This is a genomic window from Edaphobacter sp. FHG110511_03, assembly GCF_059115365.1.
In genome coordinates this window covers 148,514-175,179 of record NZ_JBZYWL010000001.1, presented here as the reverse complement: position 1 = coordinate 175,179, position 26,666 = coordinate 148,514, and the positions used below count along the sequence as shown (strand labels likewise).

The 26,666-nt window shown below is 58.9% G+C and carries 24 protein-coding genes; 13 read left to right on the top strand and 11 right to left on the bottom strand.

All coding sequences use genetic code 11. The features are described 5' to 3' along the window. Positions 1-66 precede the first annotated feature (66 nt). Positions 67-3,660 (bottom strand): carboxypeptidase-like regulatory domain-containing protein, encoded by a 3,594-nt coding sequence (locus AC5S26_RS00595; RefSeq protein ID WP_494182903.1) that lies wholly within the window; start codon positions 3,658-3,660, stop codon positions 67-69. 487 nt (positions 3,661-4,147) lie between these two features. Between AC5S26_RS00595 and AC5S26_RS00590 the strand changes: the two genes are divergently transcribed. From AC5S26_RS00590 to AC5S26_RS00570, 5 genes are read left to right on the top strand one after another with little or no spacing between them, the layout of a single operon-like run. Beyond that, positions 4,148-5,437, top strand: a complete 1,290-nt coding sequence (locus AC5S26_RS00590) for a mandelate racemase/muconate lactonizing enzyme family protein (protein WP_494182902.1) — start codon at positions 4,148-4,150, stop codon at positions 5,435-5,437. Continuing rightward, entirely contained in the window at positions 5,434-5,877 is a 444-nt protein-coding gene (locus tag AC5S26_RS00585; RefSeq protein WP_494182901.1) for a hypothetical protein, read from the top strand. The genes AC5S26_RS00590 and AC5S26_RS00585 overlap by 4 nt, the downstream gene beginning before the upstream one ends. A 44-nt stretch (positions 5,878-5,921) precedes the next feature. After that, positions 5,922-7,229, top strand: coding sequence for a C4-dicarboxylate transporter DctA (gene dctA, locus AC5S26_RS00580; protein WP_494182900.1), 1,308 nt, complete (start codon positions 5,922-5,924; stop codon positions 7,227-7,229). Between the two features lie 9 nt (positions 7,230-7,238). Then, positions 7,239-8,525, top strand: coding sequence for an alpha/beta hydrolase family protein (locus AC5S26_RS00575; RefSeq protein WP_494182899.1), 1,287 nt, complete (start codon positions 7,239-7,241; stop codon positions 8,523-8,525). Positions 8,526-8,537: 12 nt separating this feature from the next. Then, entirely contained in the window at positions 8,538-10,133 is a 1,596-nt protein-coding gene (locus AC5S26_RS00570) for a rhamnogalacturonidase (protein ID WP_494182898.1), read from the top strand. A gap of 139 nt (positions 10,134-10,272) precedes the next feature. Here the strand turns inward: AC5S26_RS00570 and AC5S26_RS00565 are convergent, their stop codons facing one another. The 3 genes from AC5S26_RS00565 to AC5S26_RS00555 all read right to left on the bottom strand — a co-directional run bounded on the left by AC5S26_RS00565 (position 10,273) and on the right by AC5S26_RS00555 (position 12,642). After that, positions 10,273-11,583 (bottom strand): hypothetical protein, encoded by a 1,311-nt coding sequence (locus AC5S26_RS00565; protein ID WP_494182897.1) that lies wholly within the window; start codon positions 11,581-11,583, stop codon positions 10,273-10,275. Between the two features lie 82 nt (positions 11,584-11,665). After that, positions 11,666-12,148 (bottom strand): DinB family protein, encoded by a 483-nt coding sequence (locus AC5S26_RS00560; protein ID WP_494182896.1) that lies wholly within the window; start codon positions 12,146-12,148, stop codon positions 11,666-11,668. A gap of 62 nt (positions 12,149-12,210) precedes the next feature. Further along, on the bottom strand, positions 12,211-12,642 hold the full coding sequence (locus tag AC5S26_RS00555) for a VOC family protein (protein WP_494182895.1): 432 nt from the start codon (positions 12,640-12,642) through the stop codon (positions 12,211-12,213). Between the two features lie 74 nt (positions 12,643-12,716). On the opposite strand from AC5S26_RS00555, the gene AC5S26_RS00550 reads away from it, so the two are divergent. Next, positions 12,717-13,046, top strand: coding sequence for a DMT family transporter (locus AC5S26_RS00550; RefSeq protein ID WP_494182894.1), 330 nt, complete (start codon positions 12,717-12,719; stop codon positions 13,044-13,046). 27 nt (positions 13,047-13,073) lie between these two features. Here AC5S26_RS00550 and AC5S26_RS00545 read toward each other — a convergent pair whose 3' ends face one another. Beyond that, a complete protein-coding gene (locus AC5S26_RS00545) occupies positions 13,074-13,685 on the bottom strand; it encodes an NAD(P)-dependent oxidoreductase (protein ID WP_494182893.1) in 612 nt (203 codons plus the stop codon). 37 nt (positions 13,686-13,722) lie between these two features. Beyond that, positions 13,723-14,190, bottom strand: coding sequence for an ester cyclase (locus AC5S26_RS00540; protein ID WP_494182892.1), 468 nt, complete (start codon positions 14,188-14,190; stop codon positions 13,723-13,725). Between the two features lie 211 nt (positions 14,191-14,401). Between AC5S26_RS00540 and AC5S26_RS00535 the strand changes: the two genes are divergently transcribed. Further along, positions 14,402-15,019: a TetR family transcriptional regulator gene (locus tag AC5S26_RS00535; protein ID WP_494184587.1), complete on the top strand. Its 618-nt coding sequence runs from the start codon at positions 14,402-14,404 to the stop codon at positions 15,017-15,019. A gap of 61 nt (positions 15,020-15,080) precedes the next feature. On the opposite strand, the gene AC5S26_RS00530 is transcribed toward AC5S26_RS00535, so the two are convergent. Both AC5S26_RS00530 and AC5S26_RS00525 read right to left on the bottom strand, forming a co-directional pair. After that, a complete protein-coding gene (locus AC5S26_RS00530; protein WP_494182891.1) occupies positions 15,081-15,902 on the bottom strand; it encodes a helix-turn-helix domain-containing protein in 822 nt (273 codons plus the stop codon). Between the two features lie 243 nt (positions 15,903-16,145). Continuing rightward, positions 16,146-17,633: a hypothetical protein gene (locus AC5S26_RS00525; RefSeq protein WP_494182890.1), complete on the bottom strand. Its 1,488-nt coding sequence runs from the start codon at positions 17,631-17,633 to the stop codon at positions 16,146-16,148. 214 nt (positions 17,634-17,847) lie between these two features. Here AC5S26_RS00525 and hscA point away from each other — a divergent pair, with 214 nt between their 5' ends. Genes hscA through iscX form a run of 3 tightly spaced genes read left to right on the top strand, consistent with a single transcriptional unit; the run spans position 17,848 to position 20,532 of the window. Beyond that, a complete protein-coding gene (gene hscA, locus AC5S26_RS00520) occupies positions 17,848-19,854 on the top strand; it encodes a Fe-S protein assembly chaperone HscA (protein WP_494182889.1) in 2,007 nt (668 codons plus the stop codon). 2 nt (positions 19,855-19,856) lie between these two features. Then, on the top strand, positions 19,857-20,288 hold the full coding sequence (locus AC5S26_RS00515) for a 2Fe-2S iron-sulfur cluster-binding protein (protein WP_494182888.1): 432 nt from the start codon (positions 19,857-19,859) through the stop codon (positions 20,286-20,288). Between the two features lie 28 nt (positions 20,289-20,316). Continuing rightward, positions 20,317-20,532, top strand: coding sequence for a Fe-S cluster assembly protein IscX (iscX, locus tag AC5S26_RS00510; protein WP_494182887.1), 216 nt, complete (start codon positions 20,317-20,319; stop codon positions 20,530-20,532). A 98-nt stretch (positions 20,533-20,630) separates the two neighbouring features. Here the strand turns inward: iscX and AC5S26_RS00505 are convergent, their stop codons facing one another. Next, positions 20,631-21,551 carry a hypothetical protein gene (locus AC5S26_RS00505; protein WP_494182886.1) on the bottom strand — a complete coding sequence of 307 codons (921 nt, stop codon included), beginning with the start codon at positions 21,549-21,551 and terminating at the stop codon, positions 20,631-20,633. Between the two features lie 159 nt (positions 21,552-21,710). On the opposite strand from AC5S26_RS00505, the gene AC5S26_RS00500 reads away from it, so the two are divergent. From AC5S26_RS00500 to AC5S26_RS00490, 3 genes are all read left to right on the top strand, one after another. Further along, positions 21,711-22,934 (top strand): glycine C-acetyltransferase, encoded by a 1,224-nt coding sequence (locus AC5S26_RS00500; RefSeq protein ID WP_494182885.1) that lies wholly within the window; start codon positions 21,711-21,713, stop codon positions 22,932-22,934. 51 nt (positions 22,935-22,985) lie between these two features. Further along, positions 22,986-23,819 (top strand): hypothetical protein, encoded by an 834-nt coding sequence (locus tag AC5S26_RS00495; protein WP_494182884.1) that lies wholly within the window; start codon positions 22,986-22,988, stop codon positions 23,817-23,819. A 112-nt stretch (positions 23,820-23,931) separates the two neighbouring features. Next, the gene (locus tag AC5S26_RS00490; RefSeq protein ID WP_494182883.1) at positions 23,932-24,339 is read left to right on the top strand and encodes a TOBE domain-containing protein; all 408 of its coding nucleotides are present in this window, start codon (positions 23,932-23,934) and stop codon (positions 24,337-24,339) included. A gap of 26 nt (positions 24,340-24,365) precedes the next feature. Here the strand turns inward: AC5S26_RS00490 and AC5S26_RS00485 are convergent, their stop codons facing one another. Together AC5S26_RS00485 and AC5S26_RS00480 are read right to left on the bottom strand one after the other, a co-directional pair. Next, positions 24,366-25,670 (bottom strand): dihydroorotase, encoded by a 1,305-nt coding sequence (locus AC5S26_RS00485; protein WP_494182882.1) that lies wholly within the window; start codon positions 25,668-25,670, stop codon positions 24,366-24,368. After that, positions 25,667-26,665 (bottom strand): aspartate carbamoyltransferase catalytic subunit, encoded by a 999-nt coding sequence (locus AC5S26_RS00480; RefSeq protein ID WP_494182881.1) that lies wholly within the window; start codon positions 26,663-26,665, stop codon positions 25,667-25,669. Before AC5S26_RS00480 ends, AC5S26_RS00485 begins: the two co-directional genes overlap by 4 nt. Position 26,666: the final 1 nt, after the last annotated feature.

Below are 26,666 nucleotides of genomic sequence, written 5' to 3'. Positions count from 1 at the left end.
CGTGACTCTTATTAGAAGGAGTCACGCCTTTTTCACTCTCAACCGCATAATCCGAGGTTTCACAGATCAGAACCGGATAAACGCTCCGAATTGATAAACCCTGGGTTGATTCGCCTGAGTGGTGATCTGGCCGAAGGAACTGCTCGTCCAGTCGGTGTTGGGCGCCGTGTAAACCGGGTGATTGAGAGCATTGATGGCCTCTACGCGAATCTGCAGCTGGCTCTCTCTCCACAGCGGAAAGTTCCTCTGCACTCCCAGATCGAACTGATTGAGGAAGTCCGCCCGCAAGCCCGTAAAGCGAATCGGGAAGGTTCGAATCTGATACTGGTTTGGCAACACATTGGTGCAGACGCCACTTGCGCAGCCTGACGTGGTCTGCAGCCAGTTCGTTCGGTCGAACCAGAATCCGGCGACCCCGGGCTTCGCTATGGACTTCTTATATCCGGATCTTCCCCAGGCGGAATCAACAGGATTAGCCCCGTTATAGATTGGGCTCGTGCTTCCGGGGTTGAAGTTCAAAGGCTGGCCGCTCTGAACCTGGTAGACGCCCTGCACCTGCCATCCCCCGGCGATCGCCGACACAATCGGAGAATCGTTTGCAAACCTTCTGCCCCGTCCGAATGGAAGTTCGTACAGGAACGAAGTGGCAAAACGGAACGTGCGGTCCAGTTGGGAGATGCCGTACCAGAGATGCGTGTCTGAAGTGTTCAGATACTGAGAAGCGTCAAGCGTTCTGGACCAGGTGAAGGAGGTCGTCAGTGAAAGGCCGCTCTGGAAACGCCGGTTCAGCTGGGCCTGCAATCCGTGATAGATCGACATGCCATTGTTGAGGTAAGCCGTCACATTCGTAAATTCAGGATAGGGGCGCAGAAGCTGCGCCACCGTGGTCTTGCTGCTGCCCAGCGTCGCGGTGCTGGGAATAATTCCGCTGAACGGATTGTTCACGTTACCATTCAGCCGGTCGAAGGTCGGCTTGTCGTAGCCATTGTTTACCGAAGAGAGGTATTGCAGGGGCACAGCGTTGAAGTCGCGCTGCACAGGAACATGAACCCCATGGTTCCCCACGTAGTCGATCGCCGCCAGCCACGACCCGAACTGGTGCTGCATGCCGAAGCTCCATCGCATGTTGTATGGAATCTGCGGATTGCGCGGCTGGAAGGTGATCGACTGGCCGAGAAAGGTCTGCAATCCCAGGCTGCTGCCGGTCGGTTGAGTGAATCCAGTCGGGAAGGGATTCTCCAGCGTGCTGGCGAAGGTCAGCCCGTTGTCGCCGCTTCCATTGATGCTCGTGGTCGCGCTGTAGCCCTGCTGCGGAGTAAGTGTCGCGTTGTTCGTGGATCCACTGTTTCCTCCGGAGAGGATAAAGAGCTGCACCGAATCTGCGAAGAGCCCGAAGCCGCCGCGAACCACCGTGTTCTGCTCCGGTTGGTAGGCGAAGCCAATCCTTGGCAGAAACAGAAGCTTCTGCGAGGTATATAGATTTCTTCCGCTGCCGTCTTCATCCGCAAAACGTAAACCGCCGTTGACGGAGAACTGACTCGCCGGCGGAAGCGCTGGATTACTAGACGCGATCTTGGCATAGTTCGCCTTGGCCGCCGTCGCAATCGGGTTTGCCACATCAAAGTCGAAGTAGGTATTTGCCTTGTTGTGGCGCTCGCTGTTCGGGCCTTCGTACTCGTATCGCAGACCGGCGTTAATCGTCAGCTTCGAAGTCGCCTTCCAGTCATCCATAAAGAATCCGGCCAGGTAGTTAGAGCGCAGGGCATAGTCCGCGTTGGTGGTCAGCTTTGCGGTGCTCAGGATCCCCCGCTCCAGCTGTGCCAGCCCGAACCCGGCTCTGCTCGGAACCTGAGTATTGCTGTTCGCGGTGACGTAGTTTCCGGTAGAAGCATAAGCTCCGTTATTTCCTGCACCCGAACCGCCGTTGGTGTTGTACATCCTGTACTCCACGCCCATGCGGAAATAGTGCGTGTTGACCAGCTTGCTTATCTGCGCAGCTCCCATAGTGATGTCGTCGTGGGAAGCGATATTGCTCTTGTCTGCAAGTGCCTGGAAGCCGGTAGGCGCGATATTAGGAAACGAGTCAGCCGCTTCCGGCATTCCGTCGACAAGATAACTCGGCATTCCGATCGCGGTTGCATCCAGCAGACCCTGCGAGTTCACGATGTTCGAGTTCACAAAGCGAGTCCACGTCAGATGCGCTTCAACTACCGTCGTGGGATTCACGATGAAGTTGTACCCAAACGCAACCCCCTTGTTCGCATACGTCAGGGTGGTCCCGCTCACTGGATAGAAATACGCATTCGTCTTCGACTGCAGGCGGTTGCTCAGGACGAAGTGCCCGAACAGGGATTGGCGTGGAGTCATGGTGTAGTCAACCCGGCTCGCCGCAGAGTAGTAGTAGTCCGGTTCAGACCCGGCATAGACGTAGTTGCCTGTGCCGTCAGAGTTTCCCGGAGCGTTGGGCTCGGGATAATAGCCCAGGATCTTCTGCGCGATGGGGGAGATGTTCCGGATGATGTTTCCGGGAATCGGAGTCCGCGTGACGACTCCGCCCGCACCTGCCGTTCCGCTCGTTGGCTCGTAAAGCTGATATTGATTGGTTACTCCGGCGGGATGGGCAGGATCCTGCGCGTACAAGGCGGAGAAATCCCCATTCCGTTCCGGTAGCGTCGGTACGGTCAAGGTCTGCGGGTTGGGAGCGGCCTGGCGGCTGCGTTCGTAGCCAACGAAGAAGAACGCCTTGTTCTTCACGATAGGGCCGCCCAGTGTACCGCCATATCGCAGCCAGGTGGGCGAGGCATTTGGGTTCCCCGAAAGAGTCCAGGTCTTCGAGTTCAGGGTTGGGTTCTGATAATAGGCGAACGCGCCGCCGTGAAAGGCATTCGTCCCCGACTTGATGCTGGTATTCACGAAGCCCCCGGAGGCATGCCCCTGGCTGGAATCGTAGGTTGCCGTCTCCATTCGATACTGCCCGACGAATTCGGTCGACGGAGTGTATGCCGAAAGCCGAATCCGGTTGTTCGGAGCGCCATCCAGGCGGTACTCAAGGGCGTTGAGCATCGATCCGTTCACCGAGACGCTCGCCGTAGTGCTGTCATAGGTGTGGATGTTGGGGTTCACGCCGGAAGGAGACACCCCGGGTGCAAGGGTCTCCAGCGTAAAGGGGTTGCCATAGATCAGGGGAAGCTCCTGCATGCTCCTCTGCTCCACAATCAATCCTATGGAGGCGCTCGTCGTGGCGAGCTGCTGGATGCCTTCCTGCACATTCACCGTCTCGGTTGCGCTGCCCAGCTCCATCGCCGCGTTCTGCTCATTGGTTCCATTGACGTCGACGTTGATGTTCGTGCGCTGCAACTTCTTGAACCCCTGCATCTCGACGGTCAGGGAGTACGTCCCGGGGATCAGCGACTGGAAGTTGTAATCCCCCGCCTCATTTGCGGTAGCAGTCTGGGTGACTCCTGTCGCGGTGTTCTGCAAGGTCACGGTCGCTCCCGGCAAAACCGCGCCCGTCGAATCGGCGACTCGTCCCTTGACCGCTCCGCGGTCGTTCTGGGCCAGTGACACACTGGTCCCGATTAAGGAGAAAACAAAAGCAAGTAGAACCCGGACAAACAAATGATTGTGGCGCATGACGACCCCCTGAAATCTCTCACTCAAGCCGGCATGGCTCCACTGCGCGAGCCGCCGGACTTCATTTTTTGGAGCGGCACCAACCATACGCGGCAACCGATACTGTTCGGACCATTCCGTAGGTAAGCAACATGTTTCCGACGCGTTATAGACCGCCTAATAGGGTCAGAAGATCGACACTTGTTGCCTGTCTTGCATAGCCAGATGAGATCTCAGGAAGATCCGACATCGGCCTTGAGAACGAGCGAGACTCGGCCGTGCGCCGGAATGCGAGCGCGATCTCCCGTATGTGGATGATTAAAAAGGGAAAATTAGGTCTGATACATGTTGACTACACACCTTCTCCCAGCAGTCCATGGCAATCGGCTATAGTTTTGTTCGGTTTTAGCCTCCTGTTTCGCCGGTAGCGAAACGGAGAAGCAAATTCCGGTTGAAGTTGCCGTTCGGAAGATTTCGCTAAAGAAAGATCGGACCAATATCACCCGGTTGTTCCAAAAAGAGGAGAGATATAAGGATGGAACTGAATCGTCGTCATCTGATTAAAGGGGTTCTGACCGCAGGAGCGACGGCTGCCATGCCGGGTATCGCCTCAGGGCAGTTTCTGAACGCTCCTCGCCACGGACTTCCCGGAACCCTCCAGGAACGCTACGCCAAGCTCGACGCCATCCTTAAACAGCCGGTCTTCAAGCGGGAACTATTTAAGGATCCCGTCATTATCGAATCGGTCGATCTGCTCCACTACAAAAACTCCTGGATCTGCCGGGTGCGGTCCAAAGATGGCCACGAGGGAATCTCGGTCTCGAATGCGCAGCAGATGGAGATCTTTTATCCCGTCCTGGTGAAACGGATGGCGCCGTTCTTTGTCGGGAAGGACGCTCGCGATCTTGAAGACCTCGTCGAGGCGGTCACCGTCTATCAATCGAACTACAAGGCTCAGAGCCTGGCGATCTGGGTGCCGCTGGCGACCATCGAGTTCGCGATCCTCGACATGTTCGGCAAGATGTCGAACCGTTCGATCGGTCTTCTCATCTCCGACAAGATCTATAACCCGAAGATCAACGTCTATCAGGCAAACGGCGAGCGAGATAACTCGGCCGAAGAGGTCATCGAGCACCTGAAGCGCGACCTTGCCCTCTCCCACGCGAAGGCCATCAAGTTCAAGCTCGGCGGCCGTATGAGCCATGTGGAGTACCCCGTCGGCCGCAGCGAAAAGCTCATTCCGCTGGTGCGCAAGACCTTCGGCGATGAGATGGTCATCTCCGCTGACGCGAACGGCTCCTATACTCCCGAACAGGCGATTCCCATCGGGAAGCTGATGCAGGAGTACAAGTACGCCTTCTACGAAGAGCCGGTGCCGTTTGACTGGTACGAGGAGACCCGGCAGGTCGCCGACGCGCTCGAGATTCCCATCGCGGGCGGCGAGCAGGAGCCCTCCATGCACAACTTCCGCTGGCTGGTCGCCAATGGCGGCCTCTCCATCACCCAGCAGGACATGTTCTACTTCGGCGGCATGGTGCGTTGCATGCGCGTCGCCCGCATGGCCCACGCCTTCGGCAAGCAGACCATCCCCCACATCTCGTCCACGGGGCTTGGCTACGTCTACATGATGCACTTCGTCTCGGCCATCCCGAACTCAGGCCCGTATCACGAGTTCAAGGAGTTCAATAATACGCTCCCCTTTAAGTGCGCGACCTCCACGCTCCTCTCCGACGAGAATGGGACCGTCAAAGTGCCGACCGGCCCAGGGCTCGGCGTCGACATCGATCCGGCTTACATCGCAAAGCATGAGGTCGTAAAAGGATGAAGTTGTTCCTTCTCTTACCCTTGGCTCTGCTCGGTATAGCCCCTACCATCGGCCATGCTCAGCAGGAGGCACTGCCCCCGGGAGTAGCGATCTGGCCTAAAGGCACGCCTCCTCAGGGCATCGGCCACAAAGACGATTACGGCCGTTATATCCTCTCCGTATCGCACCGCGAAAAGAGCGGGGTCGTCGAGCTGCACGAGGTCAAGGAAGACGTCATGATCGTTCAGAGCGGTGAGGCAACCCTCATCGTAGGAGGCAAGGGGACAGGTATGCATCCCTCGGCTCCGCAAGAGCAGCAGGGTACGAGCATCGAAGGCGGGACCTCGCGGCATGTCTCCGCTGGAGACGTTATCCGTATCCCGGCCAGGACGCCGCACCAGTTCCTGCTTGAGCCAGGCCGGCAGATCACCTATACCCTTGTAAAAATCGTCGACCGCTGAAAGCGCGGAGCGAACTCGCTCGACCTGATGAGGATCTGTTGATTATGGCGCCTTCGAAGCGGTCCTTTTTTCGAACCCTGTACTTCCGCGTGCTGGCTGGTGTGATCCTTGGCATCGCCATGGGTTTTCTCTGGCCGCACGCGGCACAGGCGATGAAGCCTTTCGGCGACGGATTCATCAGGCTGGTTCGGATGATGGTGGCGCCGATCATCTTCCTGAGCGTCGTCCTCGGCATCGCGAACGTCGGAGACCTGCGCAAGCTGGGCCGCATCGGCATCAAGGCGCTGATTTATTTCGAAGTCGTGAGCACCTTCGCCCTTCTGCTGGGAATGGTTGTCGCCAGCGTCGTTCAACCCGGGCGCGGCATGAATGTTGACGTCCGCACCCTTGATGTCAAAGGGGTCCAGCAGTATACCTCTCAGACAGAGAGCCTTGGTGGCGTCGATTTCGTCCTGAACATCATCCCCGATACCTTTACCGGAGCGTTCAGCAAGGGGGAGATCCTTCAGGTCCTTTTGCTTGCCATCCTCACCGGGATGGCCCTCCTGATGCTCCCCTCCGAGAGCCGCATTCTGCAAGCCGCGCAATCCGCGAACAAAGTCTGTTTCAAGATCATCTCCCTCATCATGGAGGCGGCCCCATTTGGCGCCTTCGGAGCCATGGCCTTCACCATAGGCCGCTACGGCATAGCCACGCTTCTTTCCCTGGGCAAGCTGCTTCTTTGCGTCTACCTCACCAGCCTTGGATTTGTCTTCCTCGTCCTCGGTGCGCTGTGCCTGGCCAATGGCATCAATCTGTGGAAATTCATCGTCTACCTGCGTGAAGAGCTGCTCATCGTCCTCGCCACCTCTTCCTCTGAGTCCGTCCTTCCCCGGATGCTTATCAAGATGGAGAACCTCGGCTGCTCCCGCGTGGTGACCGGCCTCGTCATCCCTGCCGGTTACTCCTTCAATCTCGATGGCACCTCGATCTATCTCACCGTTGCCACTCTCTTCATCGCGCAGGCTACCAACACCCACCTCACCTTAGCGCAGGAGATCTTCATCCTCTTCGTGCTCATGCTCAACTCCAAGGGATCGGCGACGGTAACGGGTGGTGGATTCATCACGCTGGCAGGAACCCTCTCCTCCCTCGGAACCCTGCCCGTAGCCGGAATCACCCTCCTGCTCGGCGTCGATCGCTTCATGTCGGAGATGCGGTCCTTCACCAACCTCATCGGCAACGGTGTAGCGACCATCCTGGTCGCCCGGTGGGAAGGCGAGTTCGACTCGGAGCGAGCCCAACTGGTTCTCAGTGGCAATCTCGACAGCTCCCAGCAGCCTTCGACTCCGCTCGAGAAGGTGCAGGCCTGAGTGATCCGCGTGCATGTATCTCGTCTTGTCGTGGCCACTGCATTCTGGACTCTGGCAGCTCCGTTCTGCGGAGCCCAGCCAGGCCGGCAGGGCGCATCACCGCAACAATATACGCAGTGGAGGGCACAGATTCGCCGCGCTCTCTTCATCCCGGACAAACTCCCCGCAATTGAGCCTGCCTCCTTTGGCACCTTTTCTCCGGCCCCTGGCATTACCGCCGAACGCGTTACCTACGCCACCACCAACGGCATGCGTATTCCCGCCATCGTCTACCAGCCTCAGAAGCCGGTTCGCGGACGCATGCCCGCCATCGTCATCGTGAACGGCCATAGCGGCGACAAGACATCCTGGTACGCCTTCTACTCCGGCATCCTCTACGCGCGCGCTGGAGCCGTCGTCGTCACCTACGACCCGCTCGGCGAAGATGAGCGCAACTCCAATCGCCGCTCCGAGACCAAGGAGCACGACACCCTCCTTCCCGGAACAGATTCGCCGCGTCGCCTGGCTGGCCAGATGATCGCCGACATCCTGCAGGGAGTCAGTTATCTTGCCCAGCGCCGCGATGTCGATCCGCAGAGAATTGCGGTCGCAGCCTACTCCATGGGCTCGTTTCATTCGGCCATCGCCGGAGCCCTCGACAACCGCCTCCACGCATTGCTCCTCTCCGGAGGAGGCAATCTCGATGGCCCCGAAGGCTACTGGGACACCTCCAAGCTAATGTGCCAGGCCGGAGCCTACCGCGCGCTCAACGTGCTTGGCGACCGTGGCGCAGTCCTCTACGCGCTCAATCAGCAGCGCGGGCCTACTCTGCTTCTCAACGGCACGGCCGATAAGCTGATCACCAGCAAACACACCGACGAGGCCTTCTTCGTCGATCTTCGCGACCGTACAGCGAAGATCACAGGCACGCGCCAGAACGTCTTTCAAACCGAGTGGTTTGACGGAGCAGGCCATCGCCCGAACTTCGTCACCCGTCGAGCAGCGTTGTGGCTGAACCAGCAGCTTCACTTTCCCAATTGGACCGCGGCATCCATCGCCTCGATGCCCGAGACCCACATCAGTGAATGGGCCGCAAAGACCGGCGCTCACATCGGCCAGAGCTTCCAGAACGAGCTCTCCGAAGGCGGCCTTCAGGCACTCGATCCAACCATCCCGAATGTTCCTCGCGAAAGCCTTCAGGTCTTCTCTGACTCTGAATGGCAACGCCAAAAGGACACCCTCACCTGGACCAGCTGGGTTCACCATGTCGGGATTCCGCTCCCCGCAACGCCCGCAGAAAAATCACCTGTGAACTAAAAGGACGAACGAATGTCATCCTCACGACGCGATCTTCTCAAACTGGGCGGGGCAGGCCTCGCCGCTTTTTCCACTTCCGCCTATGCCGCTCCAACCCGCTCGCATCACGCCGTGCAGACCCTCTTCGACGTGCGCACCTTCGGAGCCACGGGCGACGGCAAGACCGTGGACACCCCTGCCATCAATCGCGCCATCGAAGCCGCTGCCGCAGCCGGTGGAGGCACAGTGCTCTTTCCCGCCGGAACCTACATGTGCTTTTCGATTCACCTGAAGAGCTATGTCGATCTCTATTTAGCCCAGGGTTGCACCGTCCTCGCAGCCGACGGACCCAAACCGGGCGACGCCACCGGCTACAACGGCGGCAAATACGATGCTCCGGAGCCAAAGACGGCATGGGATGCCTTTCAGGACTTCGGCCACAACCACTGGCACAACTCCCTCATGTGGGGCGAAGACCTTCACGACCTCAGCATCACCGGTCCCGGTCTCATCTGGGGCCGCGGCCTCACCGCCGGACATGGCAATCACGTCCTGCCCGATGGCGTCGGCAACAAGGCAATCGCCCTGAAGAACTGCCGCAACGTGATCTTTCGTGACTTTTCGATTCTCAAAGGCGGCCACTTCGGCCTTCTGCTTACGGGAGTCGACAACGTCACCATCGATAACCTGAAGATTGACACCGACCGTGACGGCATCGACATCGACTGCTGCCGAAACGTAAGGGTGTCCAACTGCACCGTCAACTCTCCCGAGGACGATGCCATCTGCCCCAAGAGCTCCTACGCTCTCGGCTACGCCCGCTCCACCGACAACGTCACCATCACCAACTGCTACACCACCGGCAAGTACGAAATCGGAAGCCTGCTCGACGGAACCTTCAAGGTAGGCAAGCTCGCCAATAGCAAAGAGGCGACCGGCCGCATCAAGTGCGGCACCGAATCGAACGGCGGCTTTCGCAACATCACCATCTCCAACTGCGTCTGCGAGGGCAGTCGCGGCATCGCCCTCGAGAGCGCGGACGGCGCACTGCTCGAAGATATCGCGATTACCAACATCACCATGCGCGAATGCACGGTCGCTCCTCTCTACATTCGCCTCTGCGCTCGCATGCGCGGACCGGCCGAGGCAAAGGTCGGCACGGTGCGGCGTGTCTTCATCGACAACTTCATCAGCTACAACTCTTACTCGATTCAGCCAGGAATTGTAGCGGGTATTCCCTCCGCCCTTATCGAAGACGTTCATCTCTCGAACATCTACTTCCACCAGGTTGGGAACGCCCCAAAGGCGATGGCCGATCTCATCCCCGGCCAGTACGAAAAGAGCTATCCCGATCCCACGCGCCAGGGAGACTTTCCTGCCCATGGCCTGTTTCTGAGAAACATCAAGGGCATCGACGTCTCTCACGTCGAGTTTGCGTTGTCCTCGCCCGATCCCCGGTCCGCCCTATGGGCGCAGAACGTTCAGGGGCTCGACCTCTTCCGCGTCAAAAGCCCGGCTCCCTCCGGTTCAGCAAACTTTGTGTTCAAACAGATCGATGACCTGCAATTCAGTGGAACGCGAGGAGTGAAGGATACTTCCATGGACAAGGTAGAAGACAAGTCGCTCTGAAGATGTCATAGATGGAGATAAGAACTGTCATCCTAAGCGGAGCGCAGCGCAGTCGAAGAGCCTGCCCTGAGCGTAGCCGAATGGGACCTGCGGTTGTATCGCCTGACAAAGCTACGATGCCGGGTTCCAACTCAGGAACCTAGTGCAGAATCCGGTTCAGAACATAAGTCGTCTCGGTGGGAACATTGTCCTTAAAGCGGACCCGCAACAGAACCTGGTAGGCCCTCGGCATCTTTCCGCCGTCGGCCTGTTTCAACTGCTCGACAATCATTCGGGCGGTGTCCGGATTGGTGAAGAAGCGCACCGCACCCACATAGCCGGGCGATCGAATACTCGTAAAGCTGAGTACGTCGTTGTTGCCCATCGGCCCCGTTACATGCGTCACCAGGGCATAAATCACGCCCTGCTCCGTGGGAGCGGTCACATATTCGTCTCTATAGAACACCGGTTCGCCCGCCGCCGGATGCGTATTCTTGATGCCCTCAAGATTGGCCACCAGCTCACTTGCCACGGGCATCCCCTGCAGCTGCTCGAAGAACAGATTCTGGACCCCGACGAACACGATGTTGTTATCGGCGATCTGGTGCCACGAGAGCTGGCTGGTGCGCATAATGGAGATGTTCTGCGCGCGCGACCCCAGCAGTCTCCCCAGGTGAAAGGCTGCCTCTGCCTCGCCAAAGGCCGTGTAATAGCGGCTTGGCTGTACGTTCGCTCGATCCAAATTCTCCGATAGATGCTTAATGGCGGAAGAATCCTGCGCGTCCTTCCATTCATTCAGCGAGCGATCCCGATAATAGATTCCCGGATTCGAACGGACCTCAACAAACAACGGGTCTTCGATGGAAAGAATCAAGGGCCGCGTAGAGGTGGTGAAGGGCTTCCACAACTCATTCATCGCAGGGGGCCATTGCGAAGCTTGCTCCACTGCCTTGCGGTGAGAGTTGTACCAAAGGAACCCGAGAAGGCACAGCAGGGTCGCGGCAAGCCCGGCGCCAAGTCCAGCGGCGAATCCGCGCCATGAATTTTCAGTTACCGGTGGGAGTGGCGGTGTGAGAACAGGTTCAAAGACCGCAGGTGCAACCAGGGCGTTTGTTACCTCATGAATCCGGGGCTCGCAGGTCAGCCGGAACCGTCCCTTGGGAAGGTCAATGATGAAAGGATCGCGTATGCCCTCGGTACGGTAATACTCGGCCAGCTTCTGGCGAAGCCTTCCCACCTGGATACGGACCGTGGAATTCTGTTGCGGATCGTACGATGCTGGCTTGCCCAGGCCTTCGATCGCGACAATATATTCCTTCAGCTGGTCCGCTTCGCCTCCCGCAGCCTTTTCGGCGAGATAGGCAAGCAATTTACGCAGAACTTCGGAGCTGCGGAACCCATCGCTCCGCAGAATTCTCTCAACCTGCGCCTGCATCTCTTCATGAGAGGCAGTCTTTTCTTCAGCCAGCATCTCATCGGGTTATCATTTCGCAACTTGCATTGTCAATGATTGGGCAAAGATGCCGGTCCGGCATCTTCCCGTCCCGCCCTGGTCAAGCCAAGGTAGCGAGGCGTTCGATCTGCTGAAGATGATTCAGGTCATGGCCCGCTATGGTCTCGACAATCGTCCATAGAATCATCGTTCCGCGTTCCGGGTGAGTCGCCGGGTGATGGCGGTCGTCCTCGGTCACGGTGGTAAGGAATTTGAGATTCCAGTTTCGCGCAGCAGAGAACAGCGCCAAGGCCGAGTTCAGATCGTAAGCGGCGTACCGCTCCCCCCAGATCGTCTGGTCGAACGGTTGAATAATGTGGTGTCCTTCCGCCAGAGTCTGCCGCAGGCGAATGGAAAAGACCAGCTCGCAATCCGCCAGATGGGCAACGATCTCGCGGATGCTCCATTTGCCTGGCTCAGCCGGCTGGTCGGCCTGTGCCGGCGAAAGAGGATCGATAAGGTCATGAAGTCGTTTGACAGTGGCGGTGATGACGGAGATCGGCTCCTCTCCGTCGAGAAACTTAGCGTACGGGTTAAGTTCCATGGCCTGACGTTATCACGGAGCAAAGAGGGTGTCCTCAGCGATGTGTCACAGGAATGTTAGGTTTATGGCGTGGGTTGCCACGGGTCATAAGTGCCTATGCTCCAGAGGTGACCTTCCACGTCGCGACAGGTGAAACCCCGGCCTCCATAGTCCATGTCCCGGATGTCGAGAACCATCTCGGCGCCCGCCTGTTTCGCGGAAGCATAGGTGACGTCGGCGTCGGGAACCACAAGGTAGATGCCCTTTGTCTCCCGTAGCCCGACCTCGTCCGGCTGAACCATCAGCTTGCCGTATTCGGTCTGGTTGTCTGCAGAGCCCAGCATGATCATGCCTCCTCCTCCCAGGGTGAGCTGGGCGTGAGCGACAGTATTGTCCGGACCCGGGTAAACCGCATTCTTCTGGAACCCGAAAGCACGAATGAGCCAGTCGATAGCGGCATAGGCATCGCGGTAGCGAACACAAGGAATGGCGGTGGAACCCGTTGGAGTTGTCATGTTGTAAGCATGCCTCCCTCGCGGATAAATATCTTGGAAAAATCGGAACTCGGTATCGGCGTGAAAATAGGGATATGAACTATCTATGGCTTGCCGCCGCAATCTGCAGCGAGGTCTTCGCGACCTCATCCCTGAAGGCTTCGGAGGGATTCACACGTTTGCTTCCGTCCATTGCCGTCGTGGCCGGCTATGGAGCAGCTTTCTACTGCCTCTCGCAGACGCTCAAGACAATCCCGATCGGGGTCGCCTATGCCATCTGGTCGGGGCTGGGCACGGTGCTCATCGCGCTGGTGGGTGTGGTGCTCTACCGGCAGATGCTGGATCGGGCGGCATTGTTAGGCATGACCCTCATCATCGCCGGCGTGCTGGTGATGAATCTGTTTTCAAAGTCAGCGGCGCACTAGATACGCCGCTGACTCTCTCTCGCAGGCTCAGTTGCTCAGGCCAACATACTGATGGATATGGTTCGGGTGGACCGCCTCCTGGAGCATGAAGCCGGCCACGTCGGCGCGCGTGATGGTCATGCCTTTGGGAAGGTGGTTGCTGACGATACGCAGTTTGCCGCTGGCCGGTCCATCCAGCAGGCGTGGCGGACGGAGGATGGTCCAGTCCAGATCGGGCTGGGACATCTCATGGTCGCCGTCGCGATGATCGATCGTGACATTGCGGAAGAGAGTGTTGGTCATCACCGAATAGATCATTCCGCCTTCGCCAAAGACAAAGGCGCTCGAAACATGGATAAAGCGGTTGACCCCCGCCGAGCGCATGGCCTGGACCAGTACCCGGCCGAAGTCGCGGCGCAGGTGAGTGCGGCGCAAAGTGGTAGGGCCGAAGGCGGAGAGCACAGCGTCGCTGCCGCGTATAGCCGTGGCCATCTGATCGGGATCGTAAAGGTCGCCGCCAACGACGCGGAGCCGGGAGCCGGTGCGCTTGATCTTCTGAGGCGCCCGCGCAAAAACCGTAACCTCGTGTCCCTGATCCAGGGCGAGAGGGAGAAGGAGCTGGCCAATTCCGCCGGTTGCTCCCAGAAGGGTGAGTCGCATATCTGTTCTCCTTAACCGGTAAAAGTGAGTTTGGTGGTTACCGCGCTGCTGAGGCTGCGGGCGGCTGGGAGACGGGGATTGAAACGCCGGGCAGCACAACCCCGATCTGGCGAAAGACCCCGACCTGGTCGAGCTGGATCCAGAGCTCGGCGATTTTGCCGCCTTCGAAGCGATAAAAGACGATCGCCTGCTGGGTGATAGGGCGGCCCGTGGGAGCAATCCCCGCGATCGGTGCGCTGTTGGTGGCAGTCATCGTCCACCGGGCAGCGGCCTTGTCGCCGTTGACGACGACATCGTCGACGATGAAGTGATGGCCGGGAAACAGGGTGTGGACACGCTCTACGGTCTGGCCGACAGCGGCGAGACCGGTCGAGTCGCCACTGGGGGAATGGAGGATGACACCGGGAGTGAAGAGCTCGGGAAGGACGGCGGATTGGTGCTGGTCGAGGCACTCCTCATAAAAGCGGTGAATGATGACGGCGTGGTCGGCGGTAACGACGGACATGGGAACTCCTTGGGTTTGGGCACGGACTGAGGTTGGAAGAAGAAGAGCGAGGAAAACTGCTGCGAAAAGAGAAGGAGGAAGACGTGGCATATAGGTTCTCATATTCAATATAGAAACATATATCAAATAGATGTCTATACTTTCGAAAAGGTGTCAAAGGATTTTGAAGAAGAAGCAAACGACTGAAAAGGCCTCAAAGCGTGCGGCCAAGGTGGCCGAGAAACGCGTCTACGACTCCCCGGCCCGGCAGAGGCAGGCCGATGACACGCGTCGGCGGATTGCGGACGCGGCGCGAAGGCTTTTGGAGGAGACGGGCTACGCGGGGATGACAATCCCGGCGGTGGCGAAGGCTGCGGGAGTGGCCGTGCCGACGGTATATGCGATCTTCGGCTCGAAGAAGGGGATCGTCTCGGAGCTGCTGGACGGGGCGCGGTTCGGGGAGGCCTATCAGGCGCTCCTCACCGAGGCCAGGAAGGTGACCGACCCGATGGCGCTGCTGAGGTTTCCTCCACGATTTGCGCGGAAGATCTACGAAGCGGAGATTCCAGTGGAGAACCTGCTGAGTGGAGCGGGGATGGTGGCTCCGGAGCTGGCAGCGGTGGAGGACGAGCGCAACTGCCAGAGATACGACTCTCAGCTGATGGTGATTGATGCCCTGGACCGGGCTGGGCTACTACGGGAGGGACTAAGTAAGGATGCGGCGCGTGCGGTCCTATGGACGATGACGAGCCGTGAGGTCTTCCGGATGCTGGTCAGGGAACGTGGGTGGACGGGGGATGAGTATGAGGCCTGGCTGCATGAGACTCTGCGGCGGGAGCTGGTGGGGTAATTTCTGGGTTCCGCTTCTTGGTGGTCCTTTTATCGCTGCTCCGATAGATATTTAGGACTGTCTATTCCAGCGAGATGTGATTGCTCCAGGGACGGTTCGATGCGGTGTAGCTGGTGGGGCTGAGTCCGGAGAAGGCTCGAAAGTCGTTGGCGAAGTGGGACTGGTCGTAGTAGCCGCAGGCAAGAGCAAGCTCGGGCCAGGGGATGTCGGCACCGGAGTGGAGCTGCCGGACCGCCTGCTGGAAACGCAGGATCCGGCAATAGAGCTTGGGTGGAACCCCGATGTGTTCCGAGAAAAGCTGCGACAGGTAGCGGGAGCTGAAGCCGGTGGTGCGCGCCAGCTCGGCCACAGTGGTTGTGCCGGGTGAGGCATGAAGCGCGTTCAGCGAGAAGTGGATGAGGGGATTACGAGAGCTCGGGCGAGCGCGGTGAAGATGGTCCAGAAGAAAGTCCTCCACGACATCGAACTTTCGGGCAGGGGAGGAAGTATCGCGGAGACGGTCGCGGAGGGAGCGCAGGGAACTACCCCACAGTTCTTCGAGCGGGGTCTCGCGATTGGTGAACAGGGCTGTATTGTGAGGCAGGAAGGGAAGGGTTCCGCCAGGGCGGAAAGAGATTCCGATGAGCTCGGCCAGGTCGATGGTGTCGATCTGCTGGTGGACGGAGTAAAGGCCGAGGAAGAGTGCGGGCGAGGAGCGCGCCAGCGAATCGGTGGCGCAGTTGGCGTCGGTAAGGTAGTCGCGAGCGAGCGAGATGACGATCTGGGCGCGGCCGGAAGGAAGAACGCGCTGGCGGGAGTGAGCAGCATCGGGGTCGCGGACATACCAGAGAGTCTGGATGAAGGGTGCAAGAGCGGGATGGGGGTTGCGCTCGAAGTAAAGCATGGCATCTGCTCTTGGCGAAAGCGAAATTAGACCTCTTATCCCCGGTTCGCTTAGACAGCCTTGCGGTCAAAGGTCGTCTTCTTCATGTTTCCAAACAAATCTTTTGCCTTATTTAAGGATGCCACGGATTGTCCGGAGACCGACTTGTACCTGAACCGCCTGTTGTGCGCCAATTACAGGTTCTGTGCTGCCCAGCCCAGGCACCCATCTCTATTTCGCTTGCAAGCGAATCAGGCACCTGAACTACAACGTCCTCAGAAACGCGATCAGATCGTGCTTTTCGTCAGGTGTGAGATTCAAGCCTTTTTCATGCCCTTCGATCGGCCCCGGGCCCAGATGAAATCCCTTGGGCACATACCCATCCTCCAGTCGTGCCGGATCGAGCCACTCTTCCAGGGTTGCAGCCTGGCCGCCATGGCCGAATGCGTCGCGGTACCAGACACCCCGTAATGAAGGAACCTTGTAAAACCCCGTTCCACGGCGGGTCTTCAGCGCCAACGTTGAATCCGTGCCTAGGGAGATATCCAGGATGTCGTCAGTCTTTCGAAGATCGTCAGGGACCTTGAATCCACGGGCAGGTGTGAGCTTGTTGTTGGTGTAGAGCGGCGGCGTGTGACACATCGGGCATCCCTCGTTCTTAAAGATCTGCTGGCCGCGCTGCGCGTGCTCGTCAAATTTGTTCGGGTTAGGCGGAGGTTTGAGTGACTGGATGTACAGGGCAAGCGCATAAAGCTGTTCATCGCTATAGCGTGTCCCCTCATCGCCGCTGAAGATGGTGGACCCCGGAGCTGGCTGAAAGTCTCCGTAGTGCGCCAGCGTATCGAGTCCCTCGTTGATGACGGCATAACGCATGATGTCGCCAATAGAGCGGTTGCGAACCAAACCGGTGGCATCGAGGTATCGGATATCGGATATGCCGACCAGCGAAGGAACGCGCACGGGATGGGTGTAACTCGTCCCCTGGCGAGCTAATTCCGAAGGCCGCCGAGCTACAAGCCAGCGAATGTACTCCTCCCTGGTGAATGTCTTCTCGAACTCCTCTTTGCTCATCACCCAGGGAGCGCCGACGGTCATCCATACCCGGTCCGTTACCTTGCGGAAGTCCTCCGGCGTGCTCTCGCGTAAAGCGCGCAGTCTTGCTTCCGAGAGAGGCGGATTGCGGACGCCCTGTCCACCTTCGAAAAATGAGCCATCGGGCAGGGTGCGCGTGTGACACCCGGCGCATGCGTTAAACCCAACCTCCAGCATGCCCTTCTTCCGTACGTAGTAGCGAAAACCGGGGAGAAAAAACGGCAGCACGCCATCCTCGCCGACGGACTGTGCAAACGGATCGTCTGCCGAGGGTTGAGCCGCAGGCGCGGGGCGGAATTGAGTCTCCGCTTCGAAGACCAGCTTGCCCGCACGAATCCAGTCTTCCTTGGTATGCAGCTTGGCCGGGTCAAAGATAATCTCCGGTTCTTTCTGTTTCAACGACTCCAGATACCCCGCAGGTTCCCGGCCCTTCGCGTACGCCGGATACGAACGATAGATCGGTCGCACCTTCAGCGCGTAATACTCGGCCGAGCTCATGTAGCGTGGCGAACGGTCGCGCTGTGCCAGCGGGACCTCCATGGTTTCGACAGCCTGGTCGTCCCAGACCCTGGGAATGTCAGGATGAAAAGTATTCTGACCTGCGCCAAGCGCGGCGACCGCGAGCAATATCAGACCAACGGCACAGACAGTTTCTCTCACGCTGCCTCCCTAGAAAACCGGGCCGATTTGCTCCTTTAACCTCTCTTTGTCGCGAGATAGTATCACGCCCCCAACGGGACCGTCATTGGCGAACGTTGATGGATCTGAGATGTCGCAGTCTCGACAAAGCCGGGTCCCTGCTAGAGGGCCATGGTCGCGCTCGAGTGATCGATTGTAGGACAATAGCAAAGAGCTGGCGATAAGGACTTTATTGATGGCAGATGAACGCGTAGTTGGAATTGACCTGGGGACGACGAACTCCCTGGTGGCGTATATGCAGGGTGAAACGCCAACGGTAATTCCGGGTGAAGATGGGGACCGGCTGGTGCCATCAGTGGTGGCTTGGACCGATGACGGCGTAAAGGTGGGCAACGCCGCCCGGGCGACGCTGATGTCGGATTCGGCAAGCGCAGTGTACTCGGCGAAGCGGCTGATGGGGCGCGACATTGCGGATGTCCAGGATGAGCTGAAGTTGTTTCCTTTCAAGCTGGCAGAGGATCTGAAGCCCGGCGAAGTGTTGAAGGTAAGCGTCGGCGGATTGATGCTGACGCCTCCGGAGATCTCCGCTTACGTACTGATGCAGCTGAAAAAAAATGCGGAGAGATTCTTCCAGGCTCCAGTGACGAAGGCCGTGATTACGGTTCCGGCCTACTTCAACGATGCGCAGCGGCAGGCGACGAAGGATGCAGGAAGGATCGCGGGACTCGAAGTGCTGCGACTCGTCAATGAGCCGACAGCTGCCGCGCTCGCCTATGGACTCGACAAAAACAAGGACGGCCTGATCGCCGTGTATGACTTCGGCGGCGGGACGTTCGATATCTCGATCCTGAAGCTGCACGAGGGAATCTTCGAGGTAATCGCGACCGGTGGGGATACTCATCTGGGTGGCGACGATATCGACAACCTGCTGATTGCGATTGCGCTGGACGATATCGCCGGAGACCTGGGCGAGGACGTTCGTGGCAACGGCGAGACCGTGCAGGCGATCCGCAAGGCGGTGATCGAGGCAAAGATCCGGTTGTCGGAGAACGAGAACGCGAAGCTGGATATTGCGCTGCCGAGCGGGAAGCAGTATCTACGCGAGATTACACGCGAGCAGTTTGAAGGTCTGATCGCAGGTGTAATCGCGCGGACGGCGGGACCCTGCAAACAGGCGCTGAAAGATGCCGGGCTGGATGCTGCGGCGATCGATGAGGTGGTGCTGGTCGGCGGCTCGACGCGGATTCCGGCCGTGCGGAAACTGGTCGACGAGGTCTTCGGGCTGAGCGCACGTGGCAAGAAGCCCCACACGGAGCTGAATCCCGATGAGGTGGTGGCGCTGGGCGCGGCGGTACAGGCGGAGATTCTGAGCGGAAGCGGCTCGGCGGCGATTGAGGACCTGCTCCTGCTGGATGTGACCCCTCTGTCGCTGGGGATCGAGGCGCTGGGCGGCGTGGTGGCGAAGATCATCCAACGCAACTCGACGATCCCGGCGAGCGCGACCGAGCACTTTACAACGGGCGTAGATGGGCAGGCGAACGTGGCGATCCACGTGGTGCAGGGTGAGCGCGAACTGGCGAAGGACTGCCGTTCGCTGGCACGGTTTGACCTGAAGGGAATTCCTCCGATGACGGCGGGTCTGCCGCGCATCGAAGTGAAGTTCCTGATCGACGCGAACGGAATCCTGCATGTGAGCGCGCGCGAGCAGAGGAGCGGCAAAGAGGCGGAGGTCGAGGTAAAGCCGACTTATGGCCTGACCGACGAGCAGGTGGAGGAGATGATCCTGTCGTCGTTCGACAACGCCGAGGAGGATATTCACGCACGTCAGGTGATCGAGGCGAAGAATGAGGCGGAGGGGATTCTTTCGCATGTGGAGAAGGGACGGAAGCACCAGGCGTGGCAACAGTTGAGCTCGCAGGAGATTGAAAAGATCGAGCAGACTGAGAATGAGCTGAAGGCTTCGGTGAAGGGTGGGGATTACAAAGTGATTCGCGCCGCCATCGATCGGCTGGACCAGGCGACGCGGAGGTTCGCGGAGCTGATGATGAATGCGACGGTGACGGGAGCTCTGGGCGGCAAGACGATGCAGGCCGCAGGTGAGAGCATAGGAGAGGGGCCAACCGCTCCACATCCGTTTGCAAAGGCGGATATCGATAACTCGCCCGCTGCCGAGGCAGAGGCGAAGAGGATTGAGGATTCGAAAGACGACGAGGCTACGGCCGGAGAGTCGACGGAAGACTAATTATGAGTGAGACGAACAAGGACCAGGTTGTGGATCTGTCGAAGCCTGCGGGTGAGGGAATGGTTCGGGTGACATTTCTGCCCGAGGGCAGGACAGTGGAGTTTCCGTTCGACACGCTGCCGTACGAAGGCCACGGCGAGCCGATGTCGTTTCTGGATGTGGCGGAGAACTATGACATCTTTCTGGATCACGCCTGCGGCGGAGTCTGCGCGTGCACGACCTGTCACCTGTGGGTGAAGGAAGGCGAAAAGGGGATCTCGGAGCCTGAGGACAAGGAGCTGGACCGGATGGAGACCGCAGCCGATGTGCAGCTGAACTCCCGGTTGGGATGCCAGGCGGTGATCGAGAAGCCGGGAACCTACATCGTAGAAATTCCCAAGTGGAATCGGAATTACGTGCAGGAAGGCAAGCCTGCTGCAGTGAAGCAGGACTGACGATTCAGGATGCGTGAGGAGACGAAATATGCCGCGTGAGATTGATTGGACAGACTCGGAGGAGATCGGGATTCAGCTGCAGGAGAAGTTCCCGGACCTGGACCCCTATACCGTGCGGTTCACAGACCTGCACAAATATGTGACCGAGCTACCGGGATTCGTAGGAAATCCGGCGAAGTCGAATGAAGGCATCCTGGAGGCGATCCAGACGGCATGGCACCAGGAGTATGAGGACGCGAAGTAAGCATTTGGAAGAGACGCAGGTCTTCCTCGCAAGCAGAAAACGCCCCGGCAATTTGCCAGGGCGTTTTTCTGCTTGAATGCTTGAAACTGTCCGAAGCATCAGGGTTGAATCGCGAGTGTGTCGGCCAGTTTGAAGTGCACGATAGACTCCGACGGAATGTCGATATCTCCGTTGCCGGTAAGGCCAGCTGCTGCTGTGCCCGCACCCGCGCCAGCCAGTCCGCCGATCAGAAGTCCCGTTCCTCCGGTAGCCAGCCCACCAATCAGCATGCCGAGGCCGCTGCCGCCGCCGATGAAGGCAGCCGACCGCTTGCCTTTGCCCTTTTTGGTGCGCGTCATGCTCCTGGTCTCAAGTGGGTATCGAGTTCCATTCAGCGTCATCGAAGTCAGCTGCAGTTGCAGGATTGAAGCGCCTTTGAAGTGTCCGCGTTTATGCGAAGCCGCGACCACGCCACCTACGGGAGTTCCCTTCGGCACGATCAGGCGGTTATTGTCTCCCATCACCGGCTCAACGATCTCGCCGTCAAAGCGATCGCCTGCTCTGCTGCCTTTCACGCTGATGTGCTGGTTGATGCGAATCGCAAGCGTAGTTCCTGCGGGAATCCGCACATCGGCAGGAACAATCACAGGATTGCCTGGAGTCGGGGTTGCGGCTTGACCGTTAACTGGTGCAGCGCTTTGCGAGGCATCGGCGACAGCAGCCTGGCCCTCGGCGACTGCGGGCTGTCCTGCTGCCACTGCAGGAGAGTTCGCAGGCACTGTGGAGGCAGGGGTTACAGTCGTTGTAATCTGCTGACCATTCTGTCCAGGTAGAGGCGGCTGGACGGTGGTGGTTACAGTGTTGCCGCTCTTATCGACGGAGATAACCTGTTGCGCCTGCCCGGTTGCTGCAGCCTGTTTCTTTGCCTGTTCAAGGGCCTGATCCTGTTTTGATTTGGTGCATCCGGTAAAGATTGCTGCGGACAGGACAGCCGCTGTAATCCATTTAATTGCTGGGGAGGAGTTTTTTATAGCGTTCATCTTTTTACTGCGGGCCTCGTTTCGTTCTGAGTCGCTGTTTTAGCACACGCAGAGTTTGATTCAGCAAAGTATTTCTGAACTCCAGCGTATGCAGTAAGTTGGATGCTGCCTCTAGGACGAAAGATTGCCTGAGAGACATGACGGTTTAGGATGGACTTTATGAGCACTGGTGCGTCTTCTCGTCCGCAACTCGCCTATCTGACGGAACAATTGAACGATCTGAAGCAGCGCGGTACATTCTTCAGGCTGCGCGTCCTTGACGATGAACAAGGTCCGGTTTGCACGTACGACGGCAAGAAGGTCATCAACCTCGCTTCCAACAACTATCTCGGTCTCTGCGATCACCCGAAGCTTCGCGAGGCTGCGATTGCCGCAACGGAAAAATTCGGCGTCGGCTCGGGCGCTGTCCGCACCATCGCCGGAACCATGCGCATCCACATGGAGCTTGAAGAAAAGATCGCCGCCTTCAAGGGTGTGGAAGCCTGCGTCGTCTTCCAGTCCGGCTTTACCGCGAACGCGGGCACGGTCTCGAGCATCCTTGGCAAAGAAGACTTCATCGTCTCCGACGAGTTGAATCACGCGAGCATCATCGATGGAGCGCGACTCTCTCGCGCGAAGATCAAGGTCTTTCGCCACAAGGATGTCGCGCACTGCGAGGAACAGCTCAAGGAGATTCAGAACGAGCCCGGACGCAAGCTCATCATCACCGACGGCGTGTTCTCGATGGACGGCGATATCGGCCCCGTCGATAAGCTCTGCGACCTGGCGGACAAGTATGGCGCGATGATGATGGTCGACGATGCCCATGCTTCCGGCGTGCTGGGAAGAAATGGACGCGGCTCCGTGGATCACTTCCACTGCACCCAGCGTGTCGATGTGCAGGTAGGAACGCTGTCGAAGGCCATCGGCGCGCTGGGCGGATACGTCTGCGGATCGCGGGATCTGATCGACTACCTCTATCACCGCGCACGCCCCTTTCTCTTCTCCACCTCGCACCCGCCTTCGGTCGCTGCTACCTGCATCGCGGCCTTCGACCTTCTCGAAAGCGAGCCCGAGCGCATCGAGCGGCTGTGGACAAACACGCGCTACTTCAAGGAGCAGTTGACCGCAGCTGGCTTCGACGTAGGCGGAAGGTCCACTCCAGCCAGCGAGACTCCTATCACCCCGATCATCATCGGCGACGGCAGGAAGACGATGGAGTTCTCCCGTGCGCTCTTCGATGCCGGACTCATGGCTACAGGAATCGCGTTCCCGACCGTGCCTGAAGGCAAAGCTCGCATCCGCACCATCATGACCAGCGAACACACTCGCGAGCAGATCGACCAGGCGCTGGAGATCCTGACGACCGTCGCCAAAAACACCGGGATTGAAACGAAAGGGTAATCGTGAATAAATCACGAAAAGTGTGACTCGCTCCTGTAGGATTGCGTCACTATGCCCCTCATCACCCGACGTTTGCCTGCTCTTGTTAATGCCTGTGCCTATGGCCTGAGCTTATTGGCTTTCTGTGCGCTTCAAGGGAAAGCGCAGGCCAATCAGAGCAGCAGCTCCCGTGACGATCTCGCGTCTCTGCCGGACGCCCCTCACATGGCCATACAGCAGCCCTCAGGGCAATCCCAGGGAACCACTCCTGCTCCCGCTTCTGCGTCCGCTTCGCCTGCTCCGCAGGATTCGACCGGGCCGAAGCAGACAAAGCGCATCTTGGGGATCATGCCGAACTTCAATGCAGTCTCGGCAGATACGAAGCTCCCGCCCCAGAGTCCCAAAGAAAAATTTGTGATCGCGGCAAAGAACAGCTTCGACTACTCTTCCTTTTTCATTGCTGCAATTCAGTCGGGCATCTCCATGGCCGGCAACTCCTATCCGGAGTTTCATCAAGGCGTGGCTGGCTACGGGCGCTACTACTACCACACGCTCCTGGATACCGCCGATGAGAACTTCATGGTCGCCGGCCTTTGGCCAGTCGTCTTTCATCAGGACAATCGCTTCTACACGATGGGCCATGGCAACCCCGGCAAGCGGGCTCTCTATGCCGCCAGCCGGGTTCTGATTACGCGGAACGATAGCGGCAACAAAACTTTCAACGTCTCGGAGATCCTTGGAGCGGGATCGGCTGCGAGCCTCTCTACGGTCTACTACCCCGACCGATATCAGACCTGGACCAAGGTAGGCCAGAAATGGCTTACAAGCTGTCTCATCGACTCGGCGAACTTTACCTTCAAAGAGTTCTGGCCCGACATCAATCGCAAGCTGTTTCACACAAAATAGAGCTCCCTTGGAAGCGCAGCCTGCACGCGACCTTTACGATGTGCTGAAAATGACACCGAAGTCTGCACTACACTGCTGGAGACGGTTCATTCGCACACCATCGAGGTAACCCATGCCAAACTCCGACATGCTCCTGAAGCCCCGTGAAGCAGCGGACGAGCTCGGCCTCAGCTATCCGGCGATCAAGAAGTGGATCCTGAGCGGAAAACTTGCCACCGTGAAGACTCCCGGCGGCCACCACCTGATCCCCCGCAGCGCCCTGGCTCCACTGTTAAAGACAGCACCCCAATCCAAAGAAAAGCGTGAACGCTTCCAGAGAGTCAGTGGACGCAATCAGCTCATCGGAAAGATCGTCGAGATCAAAATCGACGGCCTGCTCGCCAAGGTCGTTCTCTCGATCGGCGACCAGCGCATCACCTCCATCATCACCGCCGATGCCGTTCGCGAGATGCAGCTCCGCAAAGGGCAGACCGCGGCAGCCCTGATGAAGTCCACCGAAGTCATGATTACGCGAGTCTAGGTTTGCGCAGCTGAGAGAAGGGCGTCTCAGGCGCGATGGACAACGCGTCCTTCGCAGATCGTGTAACGAACCTTGCCCAGCATCGCTGCTCCATCGAAGGGAGTATTCCGTGACTTCGACCGCGAGCTGTTCGCATCGAAGCTCCACTCCGCTCCGGCATCAAACAGAACCACATCGGCGACCTGCCCCGACCCCAAACTGCCGCGTCCTGCCAGCGAGGTAATCGCCGCAGGTGAAGCGCTCATCAGCTCGACAATTCGCGATAGCTGTAGCCCGTGCTCGCGATGCAGCACACGCAGAGCCAGTCCCAGTGCGGTCTCAAGCCCGGTGATGCCGTTCGGAGCGCGCTCGAACTCCTGCCTCTTCTCAAACGCCGCATGGGGAGCATGGTCGGTGGCGATGCAGTCAGCCGTTCCATCCAGCAGCGCCTCCACCATGCGTGTGCGATCCGCCTCCGAGCGCAGCGGAGGATTCATCTTGGCATGCGTGTCGTAGTCGCCCACTGCGGCTTCGTTCAGCACAAAGTGATGCGGCGCAATCTCGCAGGTCACATGCAGACCCTCTTTTTTGGCCTTACGAATCGCGTGGATCGCGCGGGCTGTGGACACATGCTGCACATGCAGATGCGGCCGCAAACCCTCGGCACGCTCGATCTCCCGCAGAAGCTGGATATCGCGCTCCACGATCCGTGCCTCAGCCTCCACCGGCATGCCGCGCAGACCCAGGCGAAAGGCCATCGGCCCCGCGTTCATGCTGCATCCGCCTGTCAGCCGCGTGTCTTCGGCGTGCTGTGACACCGGAACCTCCGCCCGGGCCGCGGCAATCAGGGCAGCCCGCATGACGTCATCTTCCAGCACCGGCTTGCCGTCGTCGGTAAATCCCACGGCTCCGGCAGCGCGCAGACGATCGAAATCCGTCAGCGCGTCCCCCATGCTTCTCACGGTCGCCGCAGGCATGGCAAACAGCTTCACCACCGAGCCTCGCGCCGCATCCAGCATCCACTCCAGCTTCGCCACCGTGTCGTTTACTGGAACCGTATTCGGCATCGCGACCACTGTGGTGAATCCACCTGCAGCTGCTGCCGCCGTCCCCGTGGCGATGCTCTCCTTGTAGGTCTGGCCGGGCTCGCGAAGATGAACGTGGACATCGATCAATCCCGGCGCAACCACCAGGCCGGTTGCGTCGATCGTCTCTGCCGCCTCCACTCCGCGAAAGCCTCCCGGCTGCTCGATCGCGGCAACCCGTCCATCGCGCAGCAGCAGATCGCGATTCGCGTCCACGTGATTGGCGGGATCGATCAACCGCCCATTCAGAATCAGAATCTCGCTCATATCCTCAAACCTTTGGAGCCGCCTAGAGCCCTTGCCATAAGCGCCGAGCGCACCGCCAGTCCATGTCGTACCTGGTCTTCAATCGCCGACTGCGGGCCGTCCGCAACATCGTCCGCGATCTCCATCCCTCGAATCATCGGGCCGGGATGCATCACTAGCGCGGAAGGGGCAAAAGCGGCAAGCCTCTCGCCGTTCAGTTGATAACGACGAATGTAGTCGCCAAGATCCAGCTCCAGACCAGCCAGGCGCTCCTTCTGGATCCGCAGCATCATCGCCACCTGGCACTGCGCCAGCGCGCGATCGAAGTCGTGCACGATCTCAACTCCAGGGCCCAGGCCAAGCGCGTCCTCCGGAAGCAGCTTCGTCGGACCGCAGAGAAGCACACGCGCTCCGAGCCGCGGCAGAAGCATCGCATTCGAACGGGCAACGCGGCTGTGCAGAATGTCTCCGGTAATCGCGACGGTCACCCCGTCGAGCGTATGCTCTCCAACCGAGTTGGCGCTATCTGCCCCGAAGAGTCGCGTCAGGATCGTCCGCAGATCCAACAGCGCCTGCGAGGGATGCTCGTGCATGCCGTCGCCCGCATTCAGCACCGGCAGGCCCGTCTCCCGCGCCAGCACGAAAGGCGCTCCCGAGGCGGGATGACGCAGGATGATGCACTCCGCTCCCAACGCTCGCAACGTCAGGCCGGTGTCCTTCAGGCTCTCGCCCTTTTCAATCGAGGAAGACTTATCGCTGACCAGCGTCGTCGTCGCGCCCAGCGACTTCGCCGCCAGCTCGAACGAGGTCCGCGTCCGCGTGCTCGATTCGTAAAACAGCAGCGCTGCGGTCCGGCCTCGCAAGATCCCACTGCGTTCTGCTGGTGCCAGCACCTCGAGCCGTGCGGCCTCGCCCAGAATAGCCGAAACCTCTTCGACCGAAAGGTGCGCCACACTCAACAACGAGCCTTGTGCATAGGGGGATTGAGCTGTCGCACTCTCGCTTACACTTTGCATC